17 protein-coding genes are annotated in these 18,118 nt (G+C 72.4%); 9 read left to right on the top strand and 8 right to left on the bottom strand.

All coding sequences use genetic code 11. From position 1 onward, the window contains the following. Window positions 1-179 precede the first annotated feature (179 nt). Window positions 180-2,072 carry an ABC transporter ATP-binding protein gene (locus tag JOL79_RS05275; protein ID WP_210154501.1) on the top strand — a complete coding sequence of 631 codons (1,893 nt, stop codon included), beginning with the start codon at window positions 180-182 and terminating at the stop codon, window positions 2,070-2,072. A gap of 25 nt (window positions 2,073-2,097) precedes the next feature. Here the strand turns inward: JOL79_RS05275 and JOL79_RS05280 are convergent, their stop codons facing one another. Then, on the bottom strand, window positions 2,098-2,823 hold the full coding sequence (locus tag JOL79_RS05280; protein ID WP_210154502.1) for a thioesterase II family protein: 726 nt from the start codon (window positions 2,821-2,823) through the stop codon (window positions 2,098-2,100). A 254-nt stretch (window positions 2,824-3,077) separates the two neighbouring features. On the opposite strand from JOL79_RS05280, the gene JOL79_RS05285 reads away from it, so the two are divergent. The 6 genes from JOL79_RS05285 to JOL79_RS05310 all read left to right on the top strand — a co-directional run bounded on the left by JOL79_RS05285 (window position 3,078) and on the right by JOL79_RS05310 (window position 7,865). Next, window positions 3,078-4,541, top strand: coding sequence for a cytochrome P450 (locus tag JOL79_RS05285; RefSeq protein ID WP_210154503.1), 1,464 nt, complete (start codon window positions 3,078-3,080; stop codon window positions 4,539-4,541). A 168-nt stretch (window positions 4,542-4,709) separates the two neighbouring features. Beyond that, window positions 4,710-5,048: a YciI family protein gene (locus JOL79_RS05290; RefSeq protein WP_230984236.1), complete on the top strand. Its 339-nt coding sequence runs from the start codon at window positions 4,710-4,712 to the stop codon at window positions 5,046-5,048. Window positions 5,049-5,050: 2 nt separating this feature from the next. After that, window positions 5,051-6,208: an RNA polymerase sigma factor gene (locus tag JOL79_RS05295; protein WP_307848327.1), complete on the top strand. Its 1,158-nt coding sequence runs from the start codon at window positions 5,051-5,053 to the stop codon at window positions 6,206-6,208. Window positions 6,209-6,285: 77 nt separating this feature from the next. Next, complete coding sequence (locus JOL79_RS05300) at window positions 6,286-6,729, top strand: ester cyclase (RefSeq protein WP_210154504.1); 444 nt, start codon at window positions 6,286-6,288, stop codon at window positions 6,727-6,729. A gap of 40 nt (window positions 6,730-6,769) precedes the next feature. Then, a complete protein-coding gene (locus JOL79_RS05305) occupies window positions 6,770-7,141 on the top strand; it encodes a DoxX family protein (RefSeq protein ID WP_210154505.1) in 372 nt (123 codons plus the stop codon). 61 nt (window positions 7,142-7,202) lie between these two features. Continuing rightward, window positions 7,203-7,865 carry a hemerythrin domain-containing protein gene (locus tag JOL79_RS05310; protein WP_210154506.1) on the top strand — a complete coding sequence of 221 codons (663 nt, stop codon included), beginning with the start codon at window positions 7,203-7,205 and terminating at the stop codon, window positions 7,863-7,865. Between the two features lie 79 nt (window positions 7,866-7,944). Here JOL79_RS05310 and JOL79_RS05315 read toward each other — a convergent pair whose 3' ends face one another. The 7 genes from JOL79_RS05315 to JOL79_RS05345 all read right to left on the bottom strand — a co-directional run bounded on the left by JOL79_RS05315 (window position 7,945) and on the right by JOL79_RS05345 (window position 15,734). Further along, window positions 7,945-8,328 carry a tautomerase family protein gene (locus JOL79_RS05315; RefSeq protein WP_210154507.1) on the bottom strand — a complete coding sequence of 128 codons (384 nt, stop codon included), beginning with the start codon at window positions 8,326-8,328 and terminating at the stop codon, window positions 7,945-7,947. 4 nt (window positions 8,329-8,332) lie between these two features. Next, window positions 8,333-8,710, bottom strand: coding sequence for a cupin domain-containing protein (locus JOL79_RS05320; protein WP_210154508.1), 378 nt, complete (start codon window positions 8,708-8,710; stop codon window positions 8,333-8,335). A gap of 57 nt (window positions 8,711-8,767) precedes the next feature. Then, window positions 8,768-10,540 (bottom strand): acetate--CoA ligase, encoded by a 1,773-nt coding sequence (locus tag JOL79_RS05325; protein WP_307848329.1) that lies wholly within the window; start codon window positions 10,538-10,540, stop codon window positions 8,768-8,770. Next, window positions 10,537-13,734 (bottom strand): FAD/NAD(P)-binding protein, encoded by a 3,198-nt coding sequence (locus JOL79_RS05330; RefSeq protein ID WP_210154509.1) that lies wholly within the window; start codon window positions 13,732-13,734, stop codon window positions 10,537-10,539. The genes JOL79_RS05325 and JOL79_RS05330 overlap by 4 nt, the downstream gene beginning before the upstream one ends. After that, the gene (locus JOL79_RS05335; protein WP_210154510.1) at window positions 13,731-14,195 is read right to left on the bottom strand and encodes a cobalamin B12-binding domain-containing protein; all 465 of its coding nucleotides are present in this window, start codon (window positions 14,193-14,195) and stop codon (window positions 13,731-13,733) included. The genes JOL79_RS05330 and JOL79_RS05335 overlap by 4 nt, the downstream gene beginning before the upstream one ends. A gap of 58 nt (window positions 14,196-14,253) precedes the next feature. Then, on the bottom strand, window positions 14,254-14,904 hold the full coding sequence (locus JOL79_RS05340; protein WP_210154511.1) for a flavodoxin family protein: 651 nt from the start codon (window positions 14,902-14,904) through the stop codon (window positions 14,254-14,256). Window positions 14,905-14,990: 86 nt separating this feature from the next. Then, on the bottom strand, window positions 14,991-15,734 hold the full coding sequence (locus JOL79_RS05345; protein ID WP_210154512.1) for an AfsR/SARP family transcriptional regulator: 744 nt from the start codon (window positions 15,732-15,734) through the stop codon (window positions 14,991-14,993). A 569-nt stretch (window positions 15,735-16,303) separates the two neighbouring features. Here JOL79_RS05345 and JOL79_RS05350 point away from each other — a divergent pair. Both JOL79_RS05350 and JOL79_RS35340 read left to right on the top strand, forming a co-directional pair. Further along, window positions 16,304-17,401 carry a sensor histidine kinase gene (locus tag JOL79_RS05350; protein WP_210154513.1) on the top strand — a complete coding sequence of 366 codons (1,098 nt, stop codon included), beginning with the start codon at window positions 16,304-16,306 and terminating at the stop codon, window positions 17,399-17,401. Between the two features lie 19 nt (window positions 17,402-17,420). Then, the gene (locus JOL79_RS35340) at window positions 17,421-18,104 is read left to right on the top strand and encodes a response regulator transcription factor (protein ID WP_307848330.1); all 684 of its coding nucleotides are present in this window, start codon (window positions 17,421-17,423) and stop codon (window positions 18,102-18,104) included. Window positions 18,105-18,118: the final 14 nt, after the last annotated feature.

Below are 18,118 nucleotides of genomic sequence, written 5' to 3' on the forward strand. Positions count from 1 at the left end.
CACACGTCCCTGACAAGGTTGCCAGCGCGGACAATCAACCCATTTATGGTCATACGCCGTCAAGTTTGCCGGGGTAACGGCTCCGCATAGCGGCCTCCGGCGTCGGAGCGCCCGGGAAAGGCGGCGTACCGCTGATCGGAGCCCTGGGAAATGTCGGTGCCCGCGCCCACACTGCTCCCATGGCGGTGACAGCGCAAGAAAACGCAGAGGACGACCTGCCCGCGCTCGCTGAGCTCGACTCGCCGACCTGGCTCAGGCACGGCGACGTCCTCGTGGGCGTGGGGTTCCTGACGGTGGCGCGACGGCTGCCCGCCCTGGTCCGCCAGGCCCTGCGGATGGCGTGGGCGGCGAGCCCGCGCGACACCCTCGCCACCGTGGTCCTCAACCTGCTCGGCGGCGTGTTCACCGCCTTCGGGCTGCTCGCCACGACCGGCGTGCTGACCGCCCTGTTCGAGGCGGGTCCCACCCCCGGCCGCGTGCGGGCCGCGCTGCCCAGCCTGCTGCTGGTCGGCGCGGCCGCGGTGGTGCGGAGCGCGATGCAGTCCGGCGCGGGCTGGGCGCAGAGCCGGCTGCGCCCCCAGGTGACCCTGGTGGGCGAGACGCGCCTGTACGACCTGACCAGCCGGGTCGACCTGGTGTGCTTCGACGACCCGGCGTTCCACGACAGCCTCGAACGGGCCCGCTACCGCGGCATGGCGATGGCCGGCAGCGTGGTCGACGCGACCATCGACACCATCACGTCGGTGGTGGGCCTGGTGGCCGCCGCGGGCGTTCTCGGCGTGCTGCATCCCGTCCTGCTGCCGCTGCTGCTGCTCGCCGTCGTCCCCGACGCGTGGGCGGCGGTCCGCGCCGCCCGCATGGGCTACGTCGCCGACCTGCGCCTGGTCCCCGCCCGGCGGCGGAAGTGGATCATCGCCGAGCTGCTCGCGGACAAGGAGACCGCGGCCGAGGTGCGCAGTTTCACCATGCGCGGCTTCCTGATGCGCATGCACGGCGTGGTGTCCAGGGCCGAGCAGGACGTGCTCCTCGATCTGGCCAGGCGGCGCACCGTCACCCGTGTCGTCGGAGAGGTGCTCGGCGGCGCGGGCCAGGGGCTGGTCTACGTCTCACTCGGGATCCTGCTCGCCGCGGGCGCGGTCCCCCTCGCGGTCGCCGGCACCGCGGTGCTCGCCATCCGCGCCGGTCAGGGCTCGCTGTCCAGCTTCATGTTCGCCACCAACCGCCTGTACGAGGAGGGCCTCTACTTCACCGACTACCTCGACTTCGCCGCCCAGGCCGAGGCCCGGATCCCCGCCGCCCGCACCCGCGAGGCACCCGCCGCCTTCAGCCGGATCACGGTCGAGGACGTCTCCTTCTCCTATCCCGCGACCGAGACCCCGGCGTTGCGCGGGGTGTCCGCGCACATCGACCGGGGCGAGGTGGTGGCGCTCGTCGGGGAGAACGGCTCGGGCAAGACCACCCTGGCCAAGATCCTCTCCGGGCTGTACGCCCCGGACGGCGGCCGGGTGCTGTGGGACGACGTCGACCTGCGTGAGGTCGACCCGGAGACGTTGCGGAGCAGGATCGCGGTGATCGCCCAGGACCACACGCGATGGCCGCTGACCGCCCGCCACAACATCACGATGGGGCTGGAGAAGGGGCAGGACGCGGTGGACGCCGCCGCCCGGGTGGCCGGGGCGGACGAGGTCGTCGCCGAGCTCCCGCACGGCTACCGGACCCTGCTCGACCGCCGCTTCAAGGACGGCCGCGACCTGTCCGGCGGCCAGTGGCAGCGCATCGCGGTGGCCCGCGGCTTCTACCGCGACTCCCCGCTGCTGATCTGCGACGAGCCGACGGCGGCGCTCGACGCACGCGCCGAACACGCGCTGTTCGAGCGGATCAGGCGCCACTCGGACGGGCGTTCGGTCCTGCTGATCACCCACCGGCTGGCCAGCGTGCGCTACGCCGACCGGATCTACGTGCTCGAACACGGGCTGGTCCGCGAACACGGCGACCATCGCGAGCTGATGGCCCTCGGCGGGCTCTACGCCGAGCTGTACGAGCTGCAGGCCCAGGCGTACCGCTCGGCCTGAGCCGGAGCAGCCACCGTGTGGCGCTTCAGGGCACCAGGTCGCGCAGATCGGCGGCGAGCGACGACAGCACCGCCGCCGGCTCCTCCAGGGGGAAGAAGTGGCCGCCGGGAAACGTACGGTGGCGGGCGGGCGCGCCGGTGAAGGCCGACCACTGCCGCACCTCCTCCACCGGCACGGTGTGGTCGGCGGCCCCGGACCAGGTGACGATCGGGCAGGTCAGGGCCGGTCCGGGCACGTAGCGGTAGGTCTCGGCCAGGCGGAAGTCGGCGCGCAGCGCGGGCAGGTAGAGCTCCCGCAGCCGGGGATCGTCGAGGGCGTCGCCGAGGTCGCCGCTGTCGGCCAGCACCTGCCGCAGGAACTCCTCGTCGGGCAGCAGGTGGAACGCGTTCTCCGGCGGCAGGTGGGGCGCCGCGTGCCCCGACACGACGAGGCACGCGGGGCCGTGCCCGGCGGCGGTGAGCAGCCGGGCCAGCTCGAACGCCACCAGCGCGCCCATGCTGTGCCCGAGCAGGACGTACGGCAGGGGCGAGGCCGCCCGCCACCGCGCCACCGCGGGCCCGAGCGGCCGCAGCAGGTCGGGCAGGGCGCCGACGGGTGGATCGAGCAGCCGGGTCTCCCTTCCCGGCAGGCACGCCGCCCACAGCTCCACCCGCGGCGGCAGGTGATCCCTCCAGCGGCGGTACGCCGAGACGCCGCTGCCGGCGTGGGGCACGAGCAGCACCCGCAACCGGGCGTCCGCGTCGCCGGCCACGCACTGCACCCACTCCCGCCCGGCCGCCGTGGATGGCCGCGTGGACGCCGCCGTAGATCCCGCCGTAGATCCCACCGTGGATCCCACCGTGGATCCCGCCGTAGATCCCACCGTGGATATGGACGTGGATATGGACGTGCTGGTCATACCGGTATTCGAGCCGGAGACGGTTGCACTTCGGTTACGTAACCGGTCGCTAACCGGGTCTTCCTAGGCTCCCCGCCATCCAGGGATTGGATCAGGAGGAGACGACAATGGCATCGACCGCGGAGTTGTGGCCGGAGCTCGACCAGATCCCGAAGGCACCGCCGACGCCGGCCCCGCCCTCGGGCGAGGACGCGGCGGGTTATGGCCCGCCCGCCCCGCTGCAGGGGTTCATGCAGCTCGCCCGGGAGCTCGGCCCGATCTTCCAGTTCGAGGCGCCCGGTTTCCAGATGGTGATCGCCTCGGGGGCCGACCTCGTCGCCGAGCTGGTCGACGAGTCGCGCTTCGCGAAGCACGTCGGCTTCGGCATGGCCGCCTACCGCGAGGTGACCGCGGACGGCCTGTTCACCGCGTTCAACGAAGAGCCCAACTGGCAGCTCGCCCACGACATCCTGGCCCCGGCGTTCACGCTGGAGGCCATGCGCAGCTACCACGCGGCGATGACGGCGACCGTCCGGGAACTCATCGCGGCCTGGAACAAGCGGGCCGGCGAGCCTCTCAACGTGGTCGGCGACATGACCAACCTGGCGCTCGAATCGATCGGCCGGGCCGGGTTCGGCTACACCTTCGACTCGTTCCAGCGGTCCGAGCCGCATCCGTTCATCGCCTCCATGATCGCCACTCTCCAGCACTCCACGAAGATGCCCGACGAGCAGGCCGCGGAGCGGGAGCAGCACGAGAACAACGTCCGCTTCATGCACGAGCTCGTCGACGACGTGGTGCGGCGCCGGCAGGACTCGGGCGACACCGGGACGAGCGACCTCCTCGGCGTGATGCTCAACACGGCCCAGCCGGGCACCGGGAACAAGCTCGACCTGACCAACATCCGCAACCAGATCACGACGTTCCTGGTCGCGGGCTTCGGCACCAGCGCCGGCCTGATGTCGTTCGCGCTGTACTACCTCACCAAGCACCCCGACGTGCTGGCGAAGGCCCGCGAGGAGGTCGACCGGGTGCTCGGCGGCGACCTGGACGCCGACCCCACCTACGAGCAGACCGCCAAGCTGCGCTACGTCCGCAAGGTCCTGGACGAGGCGCTGCGCCTGTGGCCGCCGGCGGCGGTCTTCATGCGCGAGGCGCGTGAGGACACCGTCCTGGGCGGGCGGTACCCGATGAAGAAGGGCGCGTGGGCGCTGGTCCTCACGCCGGTGCTGCACCGGGACCAGGCGATCTGGGGCGAGGACGCCGAGCGGTTCGACCCCGAGCGGTTCGGCCCCGACGCCGTCAGGTCCCGCCCGGCCCACGCGTACAAGCCGTTCGGCACGGGCCCGCGCGCCTGCATCGGCCGGCAGTTCGCCCAGCACGAGGCGACGCTCGCGCTCGGCATGCTGCTGCAGCGGTTCGACCTGGAGGCCGACCCGGGATACGAGCTGACCGTCGGCGAGCCCGGCTTCTTCATGCCGGCCGGTTTCACCCTGACGGCCCGGCCCCGCACGTCCACCGCGGAGGGGGCCGCTCCGGCCGCGGAGGCGGCCGCCGCGCAGTGCCCCTACCACGCGCTCCAGACCACCTGACGAATCCCTGGAGAAAAGAGGGACCGCCCGGCCTGGTTTTCCAGGCCGGGCGGTCCCGCGTCCGGCCTGAGGAGCCGGGCGGCCGCCCGGAAGTCGCGAGCGGGTAGTGTCCCCTACGCCGCCGCCCGTTCGTCGTACGGGTGAGAGCCGCTGACTCCGGAGGTCGCGATGCAGTACGCCCTGATGATCTATATCGAGCCCGCCTACGCCGAAGGGCTGACCGACGACGAGCGTGAGGCGGGCTACGCGGAGTATCTCGCGCTGGCCGACGACCCCCGGTGCGTCGCCTCCGGGCAGCTGCAACCCGCCGAGACGGCCACCAGCGTGCGGGTGGCCGGGGGCCGCACGCTGCTGACCGACGGCCCGTTCGCGGACACCAAGGAGGTGCTCGGCGGGTTCTGCCTGGTCGAGGCGGCCGACCTCGACGAGGTGATCGAGATGGCGGCCCGCGTCCCGGCCGCCCGGGCCGGCGGCGTGGTGGAGATCCGGCCGGTGGTGCCGCGCTGACCGTGCTGGAGGAGGTCTTCCGGAACGAGTGGGGCCGGGTGCTGGCCTCGCTGGTCGGGTTCCTCGGCGACTTCGACAGGGCCGAGGACGCCGCACAGGAGGCGTTCACGATCGCGGCTGAGCGCTGGCCGGAGTCCGGCCTGCCCGCCAATCCGGGCGCGTGGCTGGTGACGACGGCCCGCAACCGGGCCATCGACCGGATCCGCCGGGAACGCACCCTGGCCGAGAAGATCCACCTTCTACCGGCGCCCGAGGCCGTCATGGACGAGTTCGACGACACCCCCATCAAGGACGAACGGCTTGAGCTGATCTTCGCCTGCTGTCATCCGGCGCTGCCGCTGGACGGGCAGGTGGCGCTCACGCTGCGGGCCCTCGGCGGCCTGGAGACCGCCGACATCGCGCGGGCGTTCCTGGTCTCCGAGGAGACCATGAAGCGCCGCCTGACCAGGGCCAAGAACAAGATCAAGGCGACCGGGATCCCGTTCGCGGTCCCCGACGCGCGCCTGCTGCCCGACCGGCTCGACGCGGTGCTCGCGGTCGTCTACCTCATCTACAACGAGGGCTACCGCGGCCGGGTCGACCTGGGCGCCGAGGCCATCCGCCTGGGCCGGGTGCTCACCGCGCTCATGCCAGACCAACCGGAGGCGCACGGCCTGCTCGCGCTGATGATGATCCACCACGCTCGGCGGCGGGCCCGGTTCTCCGGCGACGATCTCGTGCTGCTCGAGGATCAGGACCGTTCGCTGTGGGACACGCGGCAGATCGCGGCGGGCCGGGCGGTGCTCGACCGGGCGATCGCGCTGGGCGGGCGCGGCGCCTACGTCGTCCAGGCCGCTATCGCGTCGCTGCAGACCCGCGAGCGGATCGACTGGCCGCAGATCGCGGATCTGTACGGGCGGCTGGCCCGGCTCACCGGCTCACCGGTCATCGAGCTCAACCGCGCCGTGGCGCTCGCGCAGGCCGGCGACCCCGCCGCGGCGCTGCGCGCCGTCGACCGCCTCGACCTGGACGGTTACCTCTACTTCCACTCGACCAGAGGCGAGCTGCTGCGCCGTCTCGGCCGCGACACCGAGGCCCGGGAGGCGTACCGGCGGGCGCTCGCCCTGGCCGCCTCGACCCCCGAGCGGCGGTTTCTGACCCGGCGGCTCGAAGATCTCTGACCCGGGTGTCCCGCGGGCGGATCGCCGTTCGTCTCCAAAACAGGAACGACGGAACGACGACCCGAAAAGGGGGCCACGTGTCGGCAACCCAGGAAACCCGCGAAAAGGCGGCGTTCGGCCGCCTCCATGACGCCGTGAACAGCGGCGACATGGAGCTCATAGCGAAGACGATCGACGAGATCGTCGAGCCGGACGCGTTGATCCGCACGCCGCTGCCGATCGACGCGACGGGCGCGGAGGCGCTCAAGCACGTGTGGGCGAGGCTCTTCCAAACCTTCCCCGATCTGCACGTCGAGGTCGAGGACATGATCGCGGAAGGGGACCGGCTCGTCTGCCGGAACACGGTCACCGGGACCCACCGGGGCGATTTCATGGGCCTCCCGCCGACCGGCAGGTCCGTCGCCTACAACGAGATCTTCATCTTCCGGTTCGCGGACGGGCGGATCGCCGAGACCTGGGGTGTCGTCGACGTCGCCGGGCTGATGCGGCAGCTCGGCGTGCTTCCGGGAGGCTCCGCGTGATCACGCCCTCGACATCGGCGGGCCACGGGGGCCTCCGCCGATGAACGTGTTCCTGTGGATCGTGCAGGCGATCGTGGCCGGTCTGCTCGCCCTCTCCGGCCTGGGCAAACTCGCCCAGCCGAAGGACAGGCTGGCCGGGAGATATCCGTGGGTCCGGGACATGTCCTCGGCCACCGTGTGGCTCATCGGCGTGCTGGAGTTGCTCGGCGCGATCGGGCTGATCGCGCCCGCCGCCACGGGAGTCGCCACCGTCCTGACACCGATCGCCGCGACCGGGATCGCGGTCATGATGATCTTCGCGGCGGGGCTGCATCTCCGCCGCCGGGAGCCGTCCGGAGTTGCGGTGACCACCGTTCTCATCGTGCTGGCCGCGCTCGTCGCCTGGGGACGGTTCGGCCCCTACGGCTGGTGATCGCATCAGCGGCGCCTGAATCACCCGGTCCGGGCACCATCAGCCAACCGAAGGAGAAACCATGAGCGACAGGCTCGACATGACCGCCATGTACGCCGCGCACGACGCGCTGCGGCGGGAGCTGGAACACCTCGCCCGGACCACGGCCAGGGTCGATGACGACCCTCGGCGGATCCTGGGCGCCGCCGTCGGCTGGGAGCTGTTCAAGAAGTCACTGCACGTGCATCACACCGCCGAGGACGACGCGCTCTGGCCGGCGATGCGCGAGGCCGTGGCCGGCCGCCCCGACGACCTGGCCCTGCTGGCGGCCATGGAGTCCGAGCACGAGGCCATCGACCCGCTCATCGACGCGATCGACGCCGAGATCGACGCCGCGCTGCGCGGCCGGGAGTCCGGGCCGGAACGCATCGGCGATCTCACCGACGCCCTGGCCACCGGGCTGAGCGGGCACCTCAAGCACGAGGAGGACGAGGCGCTGCCGCTGATCCAGGCGACCGTCACCGAGCCGCAGTGGCAGCACTTCGGCCAGGTCAACGCTCGCCTGGTCGGCCCGGACGCCCCGCGCATCCTGCCCTGGATGCTGGACGGCGCGAGCGAGCGGACCATCGCGGTGATGCTGGCCCCGCTGCCCGAACCGGCACGCCTGGCCTATCGGAACGAGTGGCAGCCCGCGTACGCGGCCCTGGACCTGTGGGGCACGGGCAGCGCCGGCGGCGCGGGCTGACAGCCGCGGGGCCGCCTCGGACGAGGCGGCCCCGCGGTGCGTGCCGGTGTGTGTGCCGGTGTGTGCCGGTGCCGGCGTGTCAGCCGAGGAGCTGGGCGTCCCCGTTGCCGAACGACCAGTCCACCAGCTCGTTCTCGGTGATGGAGACCAGCACGTTGCGCGGCTCGACGCCGGCCTTGTCGGCGGCCAGCTCGGTGATGCGCCGGTAGAGCGCCTTCTTCTGCTCGACGGTGCGCCCGGCGCGCATCGTGATCGCGATGAAGACGATGCCGTTGTCCCGCCGGATCCCCATGTAGCCGGGGTCGTAGCGGAGGTGACCCGCCGGGTGCCGGTTGATCACCTGGAACAGGTCGTCGGCGGGCACGTCGATCGTCTCCGTCATGGCCAGGTGAACGGCGTCGCCGATCGCGGCCAGGGTGTCGTCGTCGCGTTCGTCGAGAACGTCGATGCGGACCAGTGGCATGCCGTCACCTCACCGGACGGGTCGGGGCCTCACGCACGACGAGCAGCGTGCAGCCGGAATCTGAACTGACCTGGTGGACGCTGTTCGGCTCCTCGACGATCACGTCGCCGACGCCGTAGCGGTCGCCGTTGTCGTTGACCAGCTCGCCGTCCAGCACGAACATCATCTCGTAGTCGAGGTGCTCGTGCAGGTCGCCGTGGGCGCCGGGGCCGAACCGCACGAGGAACGCGTGGGCCTGCTGACCGGTGCGGTAGAGCGTGTGGATGTCGACGCCCTCCCGTCCGGGCTGCACCCACCGCTCCCACGCCACGGCCTCCCGGCCCTCGGCGCTGAGCAGGTCTCTGACGACAAGAACGTCCCTCTGCTGTGCCGTCTCCATCATCTCCGGTCTCTCCTCCCTGGATCGGATCCTGGGTCAGGTCCTGGGTCGCACCCTGAGTCAGATACGGATGGCCGCCCTGCGCACCTTGCCGGAGGCGGTGCGCGGCAGCCGGGGACTGACCTGCACGGAGTGCACCCGCAGGTCCTCTGTCACGTGCGCGTCGACGTGGGCGAGCAGCTCCCGTTCGAGCTCCGGGCCGCCGTCGCCGGGGCGGACCAGCTCCACGACGGCGTGCGGGACGGCGCCGCCGACCGGGTGCGGCCGCGGCACGACGGCCGCGTCGGCCACGGCGGGGTGCCGGCGCAGCACGGCCTCCAGCTCGTACGGCGAGACACGGCGGTCGAAGGACTTGAACACGTCGTCCCGGCGGCCGTGGATGCGGATCCAGCCGTCCTCGCTCCGCTCGCCCATGTCCCCGGTGCGGTAGTAGCCGCCGCCGGGCGCCGTCACGCCGCCGTCCGCGGCGAGGTAGCCGCGCATCACACCGGCGGGCCGCGGGGTGAGCTCCACGCACACCTCGCCGGCGTCTCCCGCCTCACCGGTCTCCGGATCGCGGAGGGTGATGTCATATCCCGGCAGCGGCCTGCCCAGCCATCCGGGACGGCGGCCGAGGCCCGGCGAGGTGCCGATGAGCCCGGTGGTCTCGGTCTGCCCGTATCCGTCGCGTACGGCGACGCCCCATGCCCGCTCGACCGCCTCGGCCACGCGACCGTCCAGCGGCTCGCCCGCGCTGAGCGCCTCGCGCAGCCGCGGCCGTGCCGGGAACGGGCCGGGGCCACCATGAGCGGGCAGCGGGTCCAGCAGGGCCGGGAGCATCGCCCGCCAGGTGCTCGGGGGCGCGCAGAACGTCGTCACCTCGTGGTGGGCGAGCAGCCAGGGCAGGCGCTCGGCCGGGACGGGGCCGGGGGGCAGCGCGACGACGGCGGCCTCGGCGTTCCACGGCACGAACAGGCTGCTCCACGAGTGCTTGGCCCAGCCCGGCGCCGAGACGTTCAGGTGCCGGTCGCCGGGCGTCAGGCCGGACCAGTACAGGCCCGACAGGTGCCCGACGGGGTAGCTGACGTGCGTGTGGGCGACCAGCTTCGGCGCCGAGGTCGTGCCCGAGGTGAAGTAGCAGAACGCGACGTCGTCCGCGGGCGTCGGCTCGGCGGGCACGAACCGCCCGGGGTGGGCCGCCCCTTCGTCGTACCGGAGCCAGCCGTCCACCGGCTCGCCCACGGCGATCCGCGCCCCGCCTCCCGCCCGCACCGGGAACAGGTGGGTCAGCCACGACGCGCAGACGACGTGCCGCACGCCGCCGCGCTCGACGCGGTCCGCCGCCTCGGGCGGGGTCAGGCTCGTGTACGTCGGGATCACCACCGCGCCGATCTTCAGGCAGGCCAGGATGACCTCCCACAGCTCCCGCCGCTGGTCGAGCGCGATCAGCACCCGGTCGCGGCGCCGGACGCCGAGGGCGCACAGCCACGCCGCCACCGCGTCGGAGCCGCGCGACAGCTCGGCGTAGCTCACCTCGGTGGCGCCGCCCGCGCCGTCCAGGAGGATCAGGGCGGGGGCGTCGTTGCCGGCGGCGATCACGTCGAACCACTCCAGCGCCCAGTTGAAGTGGGCCGGGCGCGGCCAGTCGAACCGCGCGCGGGCCGCGTCGATGTCGTCGCGGTGTTCGAGCAGCACGTCACGCGCCGCCCGGAACGCGGCGTGGGCGGGGGTCCGGCGTGGACCCCAGTAGGCGTCGTCCGGCGCGGTCCACGGTGCGGTGTCCGGCCCCGTCTCCCATACCGGCCCCGAAACGGGCGCCGCCACGGGCCCCGACCAGGTGTCCCATGCGGTCACAGCAACTCACCCGCCCTCTCCGCCTTGTCTGCCCTGTCCGCCCTGTCCGTCGCGGGAAGACCGCTCATCAGTCCGGCCGCGATGGCGTCCGCGTCGCGCACGAACTCACCCCACGAACCGGGCCGGCCGCTGCCGACCTGGGTGAACCAGCGCGTGTGCTCGGTCGGGATGCCCAGGACGTGCAGGCCCGTCTCCGGCCGGCCGTCGCGGCGTACGGGATGGAAGGGGGCGCCGGTGACGGCCACGCCCCCCGTCTCGAACCGCTCGTCGCCGTGGGTGTTCACGTAGCCCGTCCACAGGCCCGCCTCGCGCAGCCGCGACGGCAGCGGCGCGAGGTCGCGGTCCAGGTGAGGCGCGGGGATCCGGGCGTCGATCATGGCGTCGAGCTCGATCCGCGCCCCCTCCACCTGCGGCGAGACGGCCGTGAACCGGCCGCTCGCCGGGTCGGCGTCGAAGGTGACCGACGGCCCGACCACCACCAGGACGCCGCTCTCGATCAGCGCCCTCGTCTGCCGCAGCCGCAGCAGCGGCGGCCCGGCGGCGAGGAAGGAGGCCAGCGGCGTGAACCACGACAGGAAGTCGCCCCGGTGCGAACCGGGCGTCAGCCCGGCGTAGTCGACCGCGAGGCGCAGCACGCCCCGGGTGTCCCGGAGCACGTCGCAGGCCGCCTTCACCGGACCGTCGACGTTGCCCTGCTCGGCGTGGCGCAGGTCGTCGTCGATCAGGTCGAGCAGCGCCGCCGTGAACTCCTCGCGTCCGGCGAACCCGCGGCCCGCGAACGGCCGGCTGAGCGCGTCCAGGTCCAGCCGGGGCAGGTCGGCCACGCCGAAGTGGGCCGCCAGCGACTCGATCGACGCGGGATCGGCCGCCGCCTCGGCGGCGAACCGCTCGGCCACGTCCTCCCCGAACCGCCCGCGGATCTCCGTCGCGTAGTAGACGAGTTCCATCTCGGCGGTCAGCAGCGGCAGCACCTCCGCGCGGAAGTCGATCCTGCCCGCGCGGCGCAGCGCGCGGACCCGGTCCGCGGTGAACACCCGCGGCCGGTACGCATACCTGCTGGGCTTCTGGTTGCGCCCCCGGGCCGGGATCGGGACGCCGCTGCGCGACCCGGCCACGATGACCGGCTCGGCTCCCGAGGGGAGGTAGCGGAGCGCGCCGCCGTCCTCCTCGAACCGGCCGCCCCTGCCGATGGTGAGCGCGACCATCACGTCGTAGAACGACAGGCCGAGGCCGAGCACGCCGACCTTCGCGCCGGCCGGCACCCGGTCGAGCGGCATGTCGGAGGCCGAGTCGCCGCGGATGTAGAGCAACTCGGGCCGGTCGGCGGCGAAGTCGGCGAGGCGCTGCTGGGCCGAGTCAAGACTGGGGCGGGGATGGCCCGTCACGAGAACCACCCGGTCGGCCCGCAGCGACTCGCCGTCCGCGGCGCGCAACAGGTAGCCGCCCTGATCCGGCACGAGGTCCACGACCTCGGTCCGGCGGCGGACGAGGGTCACCCGGGGCGGCAGCGACCGTTCGACGGTGTCGAGCAGGAAGCGCAGGTAGCGGCCGTAGAGGGGGCGCGGCGCGTAGCCGTTCGGGCCGGGGCAGGCGGGGTCGGTCTCCTGCCACCACTGGGCGAGCGACGGCCCCGCGCCGGGCCGGGCGGGCCCGCCGTCGGGCGGCCCGGAGAACATGGTCACCTCACCGGCCACCGTGTTCATCAGGAACCACGGCGGCTGGTCGGTGCGCCAGATCCGGCCGCAGCCGACCTCCACCGGGTCGTACAGGTGGATCTCCACCGGGCCGTCGGGCGGGTCGGCGATCAGCCGGGCGGCCAGCCGTTCGAGTACGGCCAGGCCCCGGGGCCCGCTGCCGACCACCGCCACCCGGTACGGCCGGTCGGCGGGCAGCGCGCGCGGCGTACGCTCCCGCAGCGCGGCGCGGTCGTGCCCGTCGGCGGTGAACCGCAGCATCGACAGCAGCCGGTGGGCGCCGATCCGGCCGTCGGATCGGGCCGGCGCGGGCAGCGGCAGGCGACCCGTGTGGGCCCAGCGCAGCCGCCCGTCGTCGTCGATCCGGGTCCGGGTCAGGCCGAGGTTGTCGCGGTGCAGACAGAACGGCACGTCCAGCACGCCGGCCGCGAAGGCGCGGACCAGGGCCTTGCCGACGTCGCCGCCGTCGGCGACCGCGGCGACCAGGGCGCGCGCCTCGTCGAGCAGCTCCGAGCAGTCCGCATCGGCGGCCCAGGGGACGGCCGAGACCGTCCGGGTCGCCAGGTCGGCCACGCGCGCGGCCCGCTCGAGTGCCGCGATGTTCTCCGGCACCGTCGGGATGCGGTCCGCCTCGACCGCGGTCTTGACGATCAGCCGCTCGGCCCCGCCGCGGACCGCCAGCTCGGCGCTCGCGTCGAGCAGCCGCCCCGCCCCGCCCGCGGTGCGCGGGAACACCCCCATGTACGTGTAGAGGACGACGTGCCAGTCCACGTGGGACGGCAGCACCTCACCGGCCAGCAGCCGCAGCGCCGCCAGGGCCTCGACGTCCTGCACCGGGTTGGTCTGCTGGGCGTAGCTCAGCGAGACCGTGGGGATGCCGCGCTGGGCGAAGAAGAGCCCCTCCAGCACGCTGAGCGCGATCAGCAGGGACGGCGGGCACAACTGTCCCAGCATGCACCCGCCGAAGGTCTCCAGATGGGCCCGCGCGCCGCGCTCCCCGGCGCCGTCCGCCAGCTCGACGACGGCCGCGTCCCAGTTGCGCACCGACTCGGCGAGCGGGGTGCGTCCGTACGGCAGGCAGTAGGAGACGGGTCCGCCCTCGCTCGCGGTGAGCCCGGCCATGATGGCCGTGCGGAAGATGGCGCGCGGGTTGGCCGAGCCGTGCCGCACCTGCACGGGGATCGGCTCCGCGCCCGGCGTCCGGTCGTCCACCGCGTACGCCGCGACGGCCTCGGTCAGGTGGGCGCCGTGCGCGACGATCGGGTAGCCGTTGAGCGGGTGGCCCGCGCCCAGCGCGCGGCGGGCGCCGACATGGTCGCCCACTCTGGTGTAGCTGTCCAGCGTGATCGTGCCGATGGTGGTCGCCCGCGCCCGCGCGACGGCGCGCAGCCCGAGCGCCATCTCCTCGGGGGCCGCGAAGCCCATCCGGGGCTGGACGACCAGCTTGCCGGCCTCTTTCGCGCGCCTGACGTGTTCCTGGAGGTCCGGTGTCCCGCTCATGCCACGCGCTCGGGTGTCCGCCGACCGGCAGTGCCGGTGGCCGCCAGCAGTTCGAGCTGGGCGGGCAGTTCGTCCGCGTCCGCCGAGTCGGTGTAGACGGCGTCGAAACCCGCCTCGATCAGCGCGTGCACCTTGTCGCGGTCGCCCGCGCCGCGGATGCCGAGCTTGCCCCCGATGACGGCCGGGACGGAACACGTCAGGGGATCGGCGCGCAGCCGGCGCACCACGCGGGCGCCGTCGAGATGGCCGTGACCGTTGACGGTGCTGATCACGACCAGGTCGGGGGCGTGCTCGCGCACCGCGTCGAGCAGCACCTCGTCCGGGACGCACGGCCCGAGGTTGACGACCTCGAAGCCGTGCTCCTCCAGCAGCAGCTGCAGGAAGACGAGGTTCCACGTGTGCGAGTCGGACGACACCGTGGACAGCACTACTTTTCGGGCGCGCTCCTGTAGGGCGGTCATCGCGGACTCCTTGCTGTTGCGCGGCGCTGTTGCGCGGTGGAGGGGAGGGAGGGGGGCGTCAGGCCCTGGCGCGTTCGTTCGGCACCTCGACGGCCAGCGCGTCGTGGCCGGTCAGCTCGCGGTGCTCGCGGAGCACGGTGATCAGGTCGACCATCCGGTTGAGCATCCGGGTGATCATCTCCATGCCCTCCTCGTCCTCCAGGACCTCGCCGACCTGGTTGCCGAAGGCGACGGAGGGAAAGCCGAACCCGGCGACGATCATGCGGTTCAGCAGCGCGTTGAGGACCAGGTTGGAGAAGGTCTCCACGTGGCCGTACCGCCGGCCGGTGACGATGACGCCGGCGACCTTGTTGGTGAGGCGCCGGTCGAACCGGAGATATCCGGTGCCGGAGCGCTCGATGAACGCGGGCATCAGCGGGGCGGCGCTGTAGCCGTGGATGGGCGTCGCGTAGATGATGCCGTCCGCGGCCACCATGCGCTCGACCACACCGGCGACGTCGTCGCGGACCTCGCAGGGCGTGGTGCGGAAGTTGCAGTCGCCGCAGGGGCCGCACGGCGTCATCGTGAGCTCCCAGAGCCGGACGACCTCCAGCTCGGCGCCACGCATGGCGAGCAGGCGCCTGGCGTAGTCGAGGATGACGGTGTTGTTGCCGTCCTTGCGCTCCGAGGCGTTGATGGCGAGGATCTTGATGGGCTGGGTGACGCTCACGTGCTCCTCCTTCTCTCCGATGACGGCGCCCCGATGGCGGCGCGCTCAGACGGGGTGTGTACGGCGGGTGAGGTGTGTGCCGGAAATCAGGCGGCGGACGAGCGCAGCCGGCCCTGCATGGCGTTGGCGAGGATGCGGGCGGTCTCGGCGGTGGGCTCCAGGTTGAGTTCCTCGCCCAGCCTGCGGACGCACAGCTCGTGCCAGCTCCGGACGCGGTCCAGCTCACCGAGCCGGCCGTGCGCGATCATCAGCGCCTGGTACGTCTCCTCCTGGTAGCGGTCGATCGCCAGGGCCTGGCGCGACCACTCGATGACCTCCGGGTAGTCGTTCCGCGCCAGGGCCTGACCGCGCAGGTAGGTCAGCGCGCGCAGCGCCAGCGACCGGTACCACTCGCGCTGCTCGTACACCCAGTCGGCGGTCTCCCCGGCGAGGTAGTCGCCGCGGTGCAGCGCGGCGACCCGCCGGTAGCGCGCTGCGGCGGTCTCGTGGTCGCCCCGCAGCTCGGCGACGCGGCCGGCGGAGAACGACGCCTGCAGTTCCTCGGCGTCGACCCAGACGTCCTCGGCCCGCAGGACGTAGCCGAAGTCCTGGTGCTCGATCCGCGCGGGCGCCCCGCTCTCCAGCAGCATCCGCCGCAGCGCGTGCGCGGCCACCTTGAGCGAGCTGGAGCCCGGCGACCACTCCTGGTCCGGCCACAGCACCTCGTACAGCGTGTCGCGCAGCACCACACGCCCGCGGTTCACGAGCAGATACTGGAACAGGCTGCGCGCCTTGCCGGCGTGCCACCGTCGTACCGGGGCGCCGTGCAACTGGACGGAGAACGCCCCCATGCAGTGCACCTCGAGAGCTGCGCCGGCTGACCGCACGGACGTCGTCGTTGCTCTCGGTGATGACATGCGCAGCCCCTTCCCTCTCGTAATTGCTGTTGAGATCCCTGCGAGCGCCGATCGGCGTCACATTTGTCACGGTTGATGGCCAAGTTAGGGGTTGCACAGGGGCCCCTCAAGGTAGGCACGACCCCACCGCGCGACTTCGACCCGAAGGTGTCATCGGGGGGGTATACGTAGGTAGTAGTACCTGGAAACAGCGTGAGACGCCGGTATGGCGAGCGCCCCCACCGGCGATTGAATGGCGGTAAACAGGCGTCCGGCCTGCGGCTGCTTCTCCCCGGTCAGCGCGCCGAAAACGTTTGCGGCACCCATTCGGTCACCCGTAATGGGGGGTTCATATATTGAGATGAATCACGCACTGACAAACGGTAAAGAGCATAGTGATCCTGACCTGGCGTTTTATCCAACTCTGGGGGTATATGGCAGCTACTATTTAGCCGGAGCGCTATGTCGGTCCGATCGGCCTACCCTTGGGGGGTTCCATGGGGGATCGCGCGTCGGATACGCCTGTGGCGCTGCCCGAGTCCGCCCTGCAGGAGGTGCTCTGCGCGTACGAATCGCTGCTCGCACGTGAGGACAGCGAGGCGATGTACGGCGGAGTCACCATGGCGATGCTGCTGACCCGGGCGGCGGCACTGGTGCGAGTGGTCGCGGACCAGTACCTCCGCATGAACGCGAACGGCATGGGCCCGGGTGGCATGGGTCCGGACGGCATGGGCGCCGCCGTGGAGGCGGGCGCCGCCGCGAGCTACGAGGCGGCGGGGCCGGGGACGCTGTCGGGGCTGGAGGTGGTGCACACCCGGGAGTCGCTCCGTGCCGCGCGGGCGCTCTTCCAGGCGGCGCTGCCCGTGTTGCTGCGCGAGCTGCCCGGCGGCGACCTGCCGCACAACCAGGTCGCCATCGCCGGCCTGCTGCACCGCCTGATCATGGAGTGGCTGGGTGAGGACACCGGCAACTACCTGAGCTACCTGCTCCGCAAGGCGAACAACGCGCGGATCGAGGAGCGTCACCAGATGGCGCGCGAGCTGCACGACCGCATCGCGCACACGATGAGCATCGCCCTGCAGAGCATCGAGCTGCACGAGGTGTACGCCCAGACCGACCCGGCGCGGGCCAAGGCGAAGCTGCGCGACGCCCGGTCGTATGTGAGAGAGGTGCTCGACAGCGTCCGGCGGATGTCGGTCGAGCTGCGGGAGACGGCCTTCGAGCACGGCCTCGGCGAGGCGGTGGCGGAGTATCTGCGCACCGAGGTGCCGGCGCACGTGCGGATCGAGTTCTCCTGCGACGAGCACTTCCCGGTGCCGCCCGAGATCGCCGAGGAGGTCTATCTCGTGGTGCGGGAGGCCATCCACAACTCGCTGCTGCACGGCTCGCCCACCGAGCTGAGCGTGGGCCTGACCGTGACCGACGTGATGCTGAGCGCGACCGTGCGCGACGACGGCACGGGCTTCAACGTGCGGCAGACGGCACGCAGGCGCTCCGGCGTCGGCCTGACCTCGATGCGGGAGCGGGTGGAGCTGCTCGGCGGGCGGTTCGTGCTGAAGAGCGGGACCGGCCAGGGCACCACCGTGGAGGCGCACATCCCGTTCCTGAGGGGGTTGCTGTGAATGTCCCAAGGGGGTCGCTGTGAACGCGCCCGCCCACGCCCGTATCGTCGTCGCGGACGATCACACACTGTTCCGCCAGGGCCTGGTCGAAATGATCTCCACGACCGGGGATTTCGAGGTCGTCGGGGAGGCGTCGACCGGGCCGGAGGCCATCCTCGCGGTGGGCCGGCACCGCCCCGACATCCTGATCCTCGACGTGGAGATGCCGGGTCCCGGCGCCAAGGCGACGGTGGTCGAGCTGACCCGGCTCCACCCGGAGACCCGCATCGCCATCCTGACCATGCACGACGATCCCGGTCTGCTCCACGAGCTGCTGCGGTGCGGGGCCGCGGCCTATCTGGTGAAGACCATCGCGCGCAGCGAGCTGCTCGCGGCCCTGCACGCGCTGACCCGCGACGGGCGCAACGTGCTGCTCTCGGTGTCGCGGGAGACCATCGACCGGCTCAAGCGCAACCCGCCCGAGCCGCGGACGACGCTGTCGGACCGCGAGCTGGAGGTGCTGCAGCTGACCGCGCAGGCCCTGACGAACTCCCAGATCGCGGTCCGGCTGCACATCGCCGAGACGACCGTCAAACGCCACCTGACGAAGATCTACGGCAAGCTCGGCGCGGTGTCCCGGCTGGACGCCATCCGCAAGGCGAACGCCGCCGGGCTGCTGCGCGGCGCGACGAGGTTCGAGGCGGCCGAGGGCGGCCCGGCCTGAGCCGCCCCCGGCCA

Source organism: Microbispora oryzae (assembly GCF_017896165.1).
Taxonomy (GTDB): domain Bacteria; phylum Actinomycetota; class Actinomycetes; order Streptosporangiales; family Streptosporangiaceae; genus Microbispora; species Microbispora oryzae.

Bases quoted from the DNA above. Each gene is read 5' to 3' on its own strand.
- JOL79_RS05335 (WP_210154510.1), bottom strand. From the start codon at position 14,195: ATGACCGCCCTACAGGAGCGCGCCCGAAAAGTAGTGCTGTCCACGGTG.
- JOL79_RS05345 (WP_210154512.1), bottom strand. From the start codon at position 15,734: ATGGGGGCGTTCTCCGTCCAGTTGCACGGCGCCCCGGTACGACGGTGG.
- JOL79_RS05310 (WP_210154506.1), top strand. From the start codon at position 7,203: ATGAGCGACAGGCTCGACATGACCGCCATGTACGCCGCGCACGACGCG.
- JOL79_RS05290 (WP_230984236.1), top strand. From the start codon at position 4,710: ATGCAGTACGCCCTGATGATCTATATCGAGCCCGCCTACGCCGAAGGG.
- JOL79_RS05320 (WP_210154508.1), bottom strand. From the start codon at position 8,710: ATGATGGAGACGGCACAGCAGAGGGACGTTCTTGTCGTCAGAGACCTG.
- JOL79_RS05285 (WP_210154503.1), top strand. From the start codon at position 3,078: ATGGCATCGACCGCGGAGTTGTGGCCGGAGCTCGACCAGATCCCGAAG.
- JOL79_RS05330 (WP_210154509.1), bottom strand. From the start codon at position 13,734: ATGAGCGGGACACCGGACCTCCAGGAACACGTCAGGCGCGCGAAAGAG.
- JOL79_RS05305 (WP_210154505.1), top strand. From the start codon at position 6,770: ATGAACGTGTTCCTGTGGATCGTGCAGGCGATCGTGGCCGGTCTGCTC.
- JOL79_RS05275 (WP_210154501.1), top strand. From the start codon at position 180: ATGGCGGTGACAGCGCAAGAAAACGCAGAGGACGACCTGCCCGCGCTC.
- JOL79_RS05315 (WP_210154507.1), bottom strand. From the start codon at position 8,328: ATGCCACTGGTCCGCATCGACGTTCTCGACGAACGCGACGACGACACC.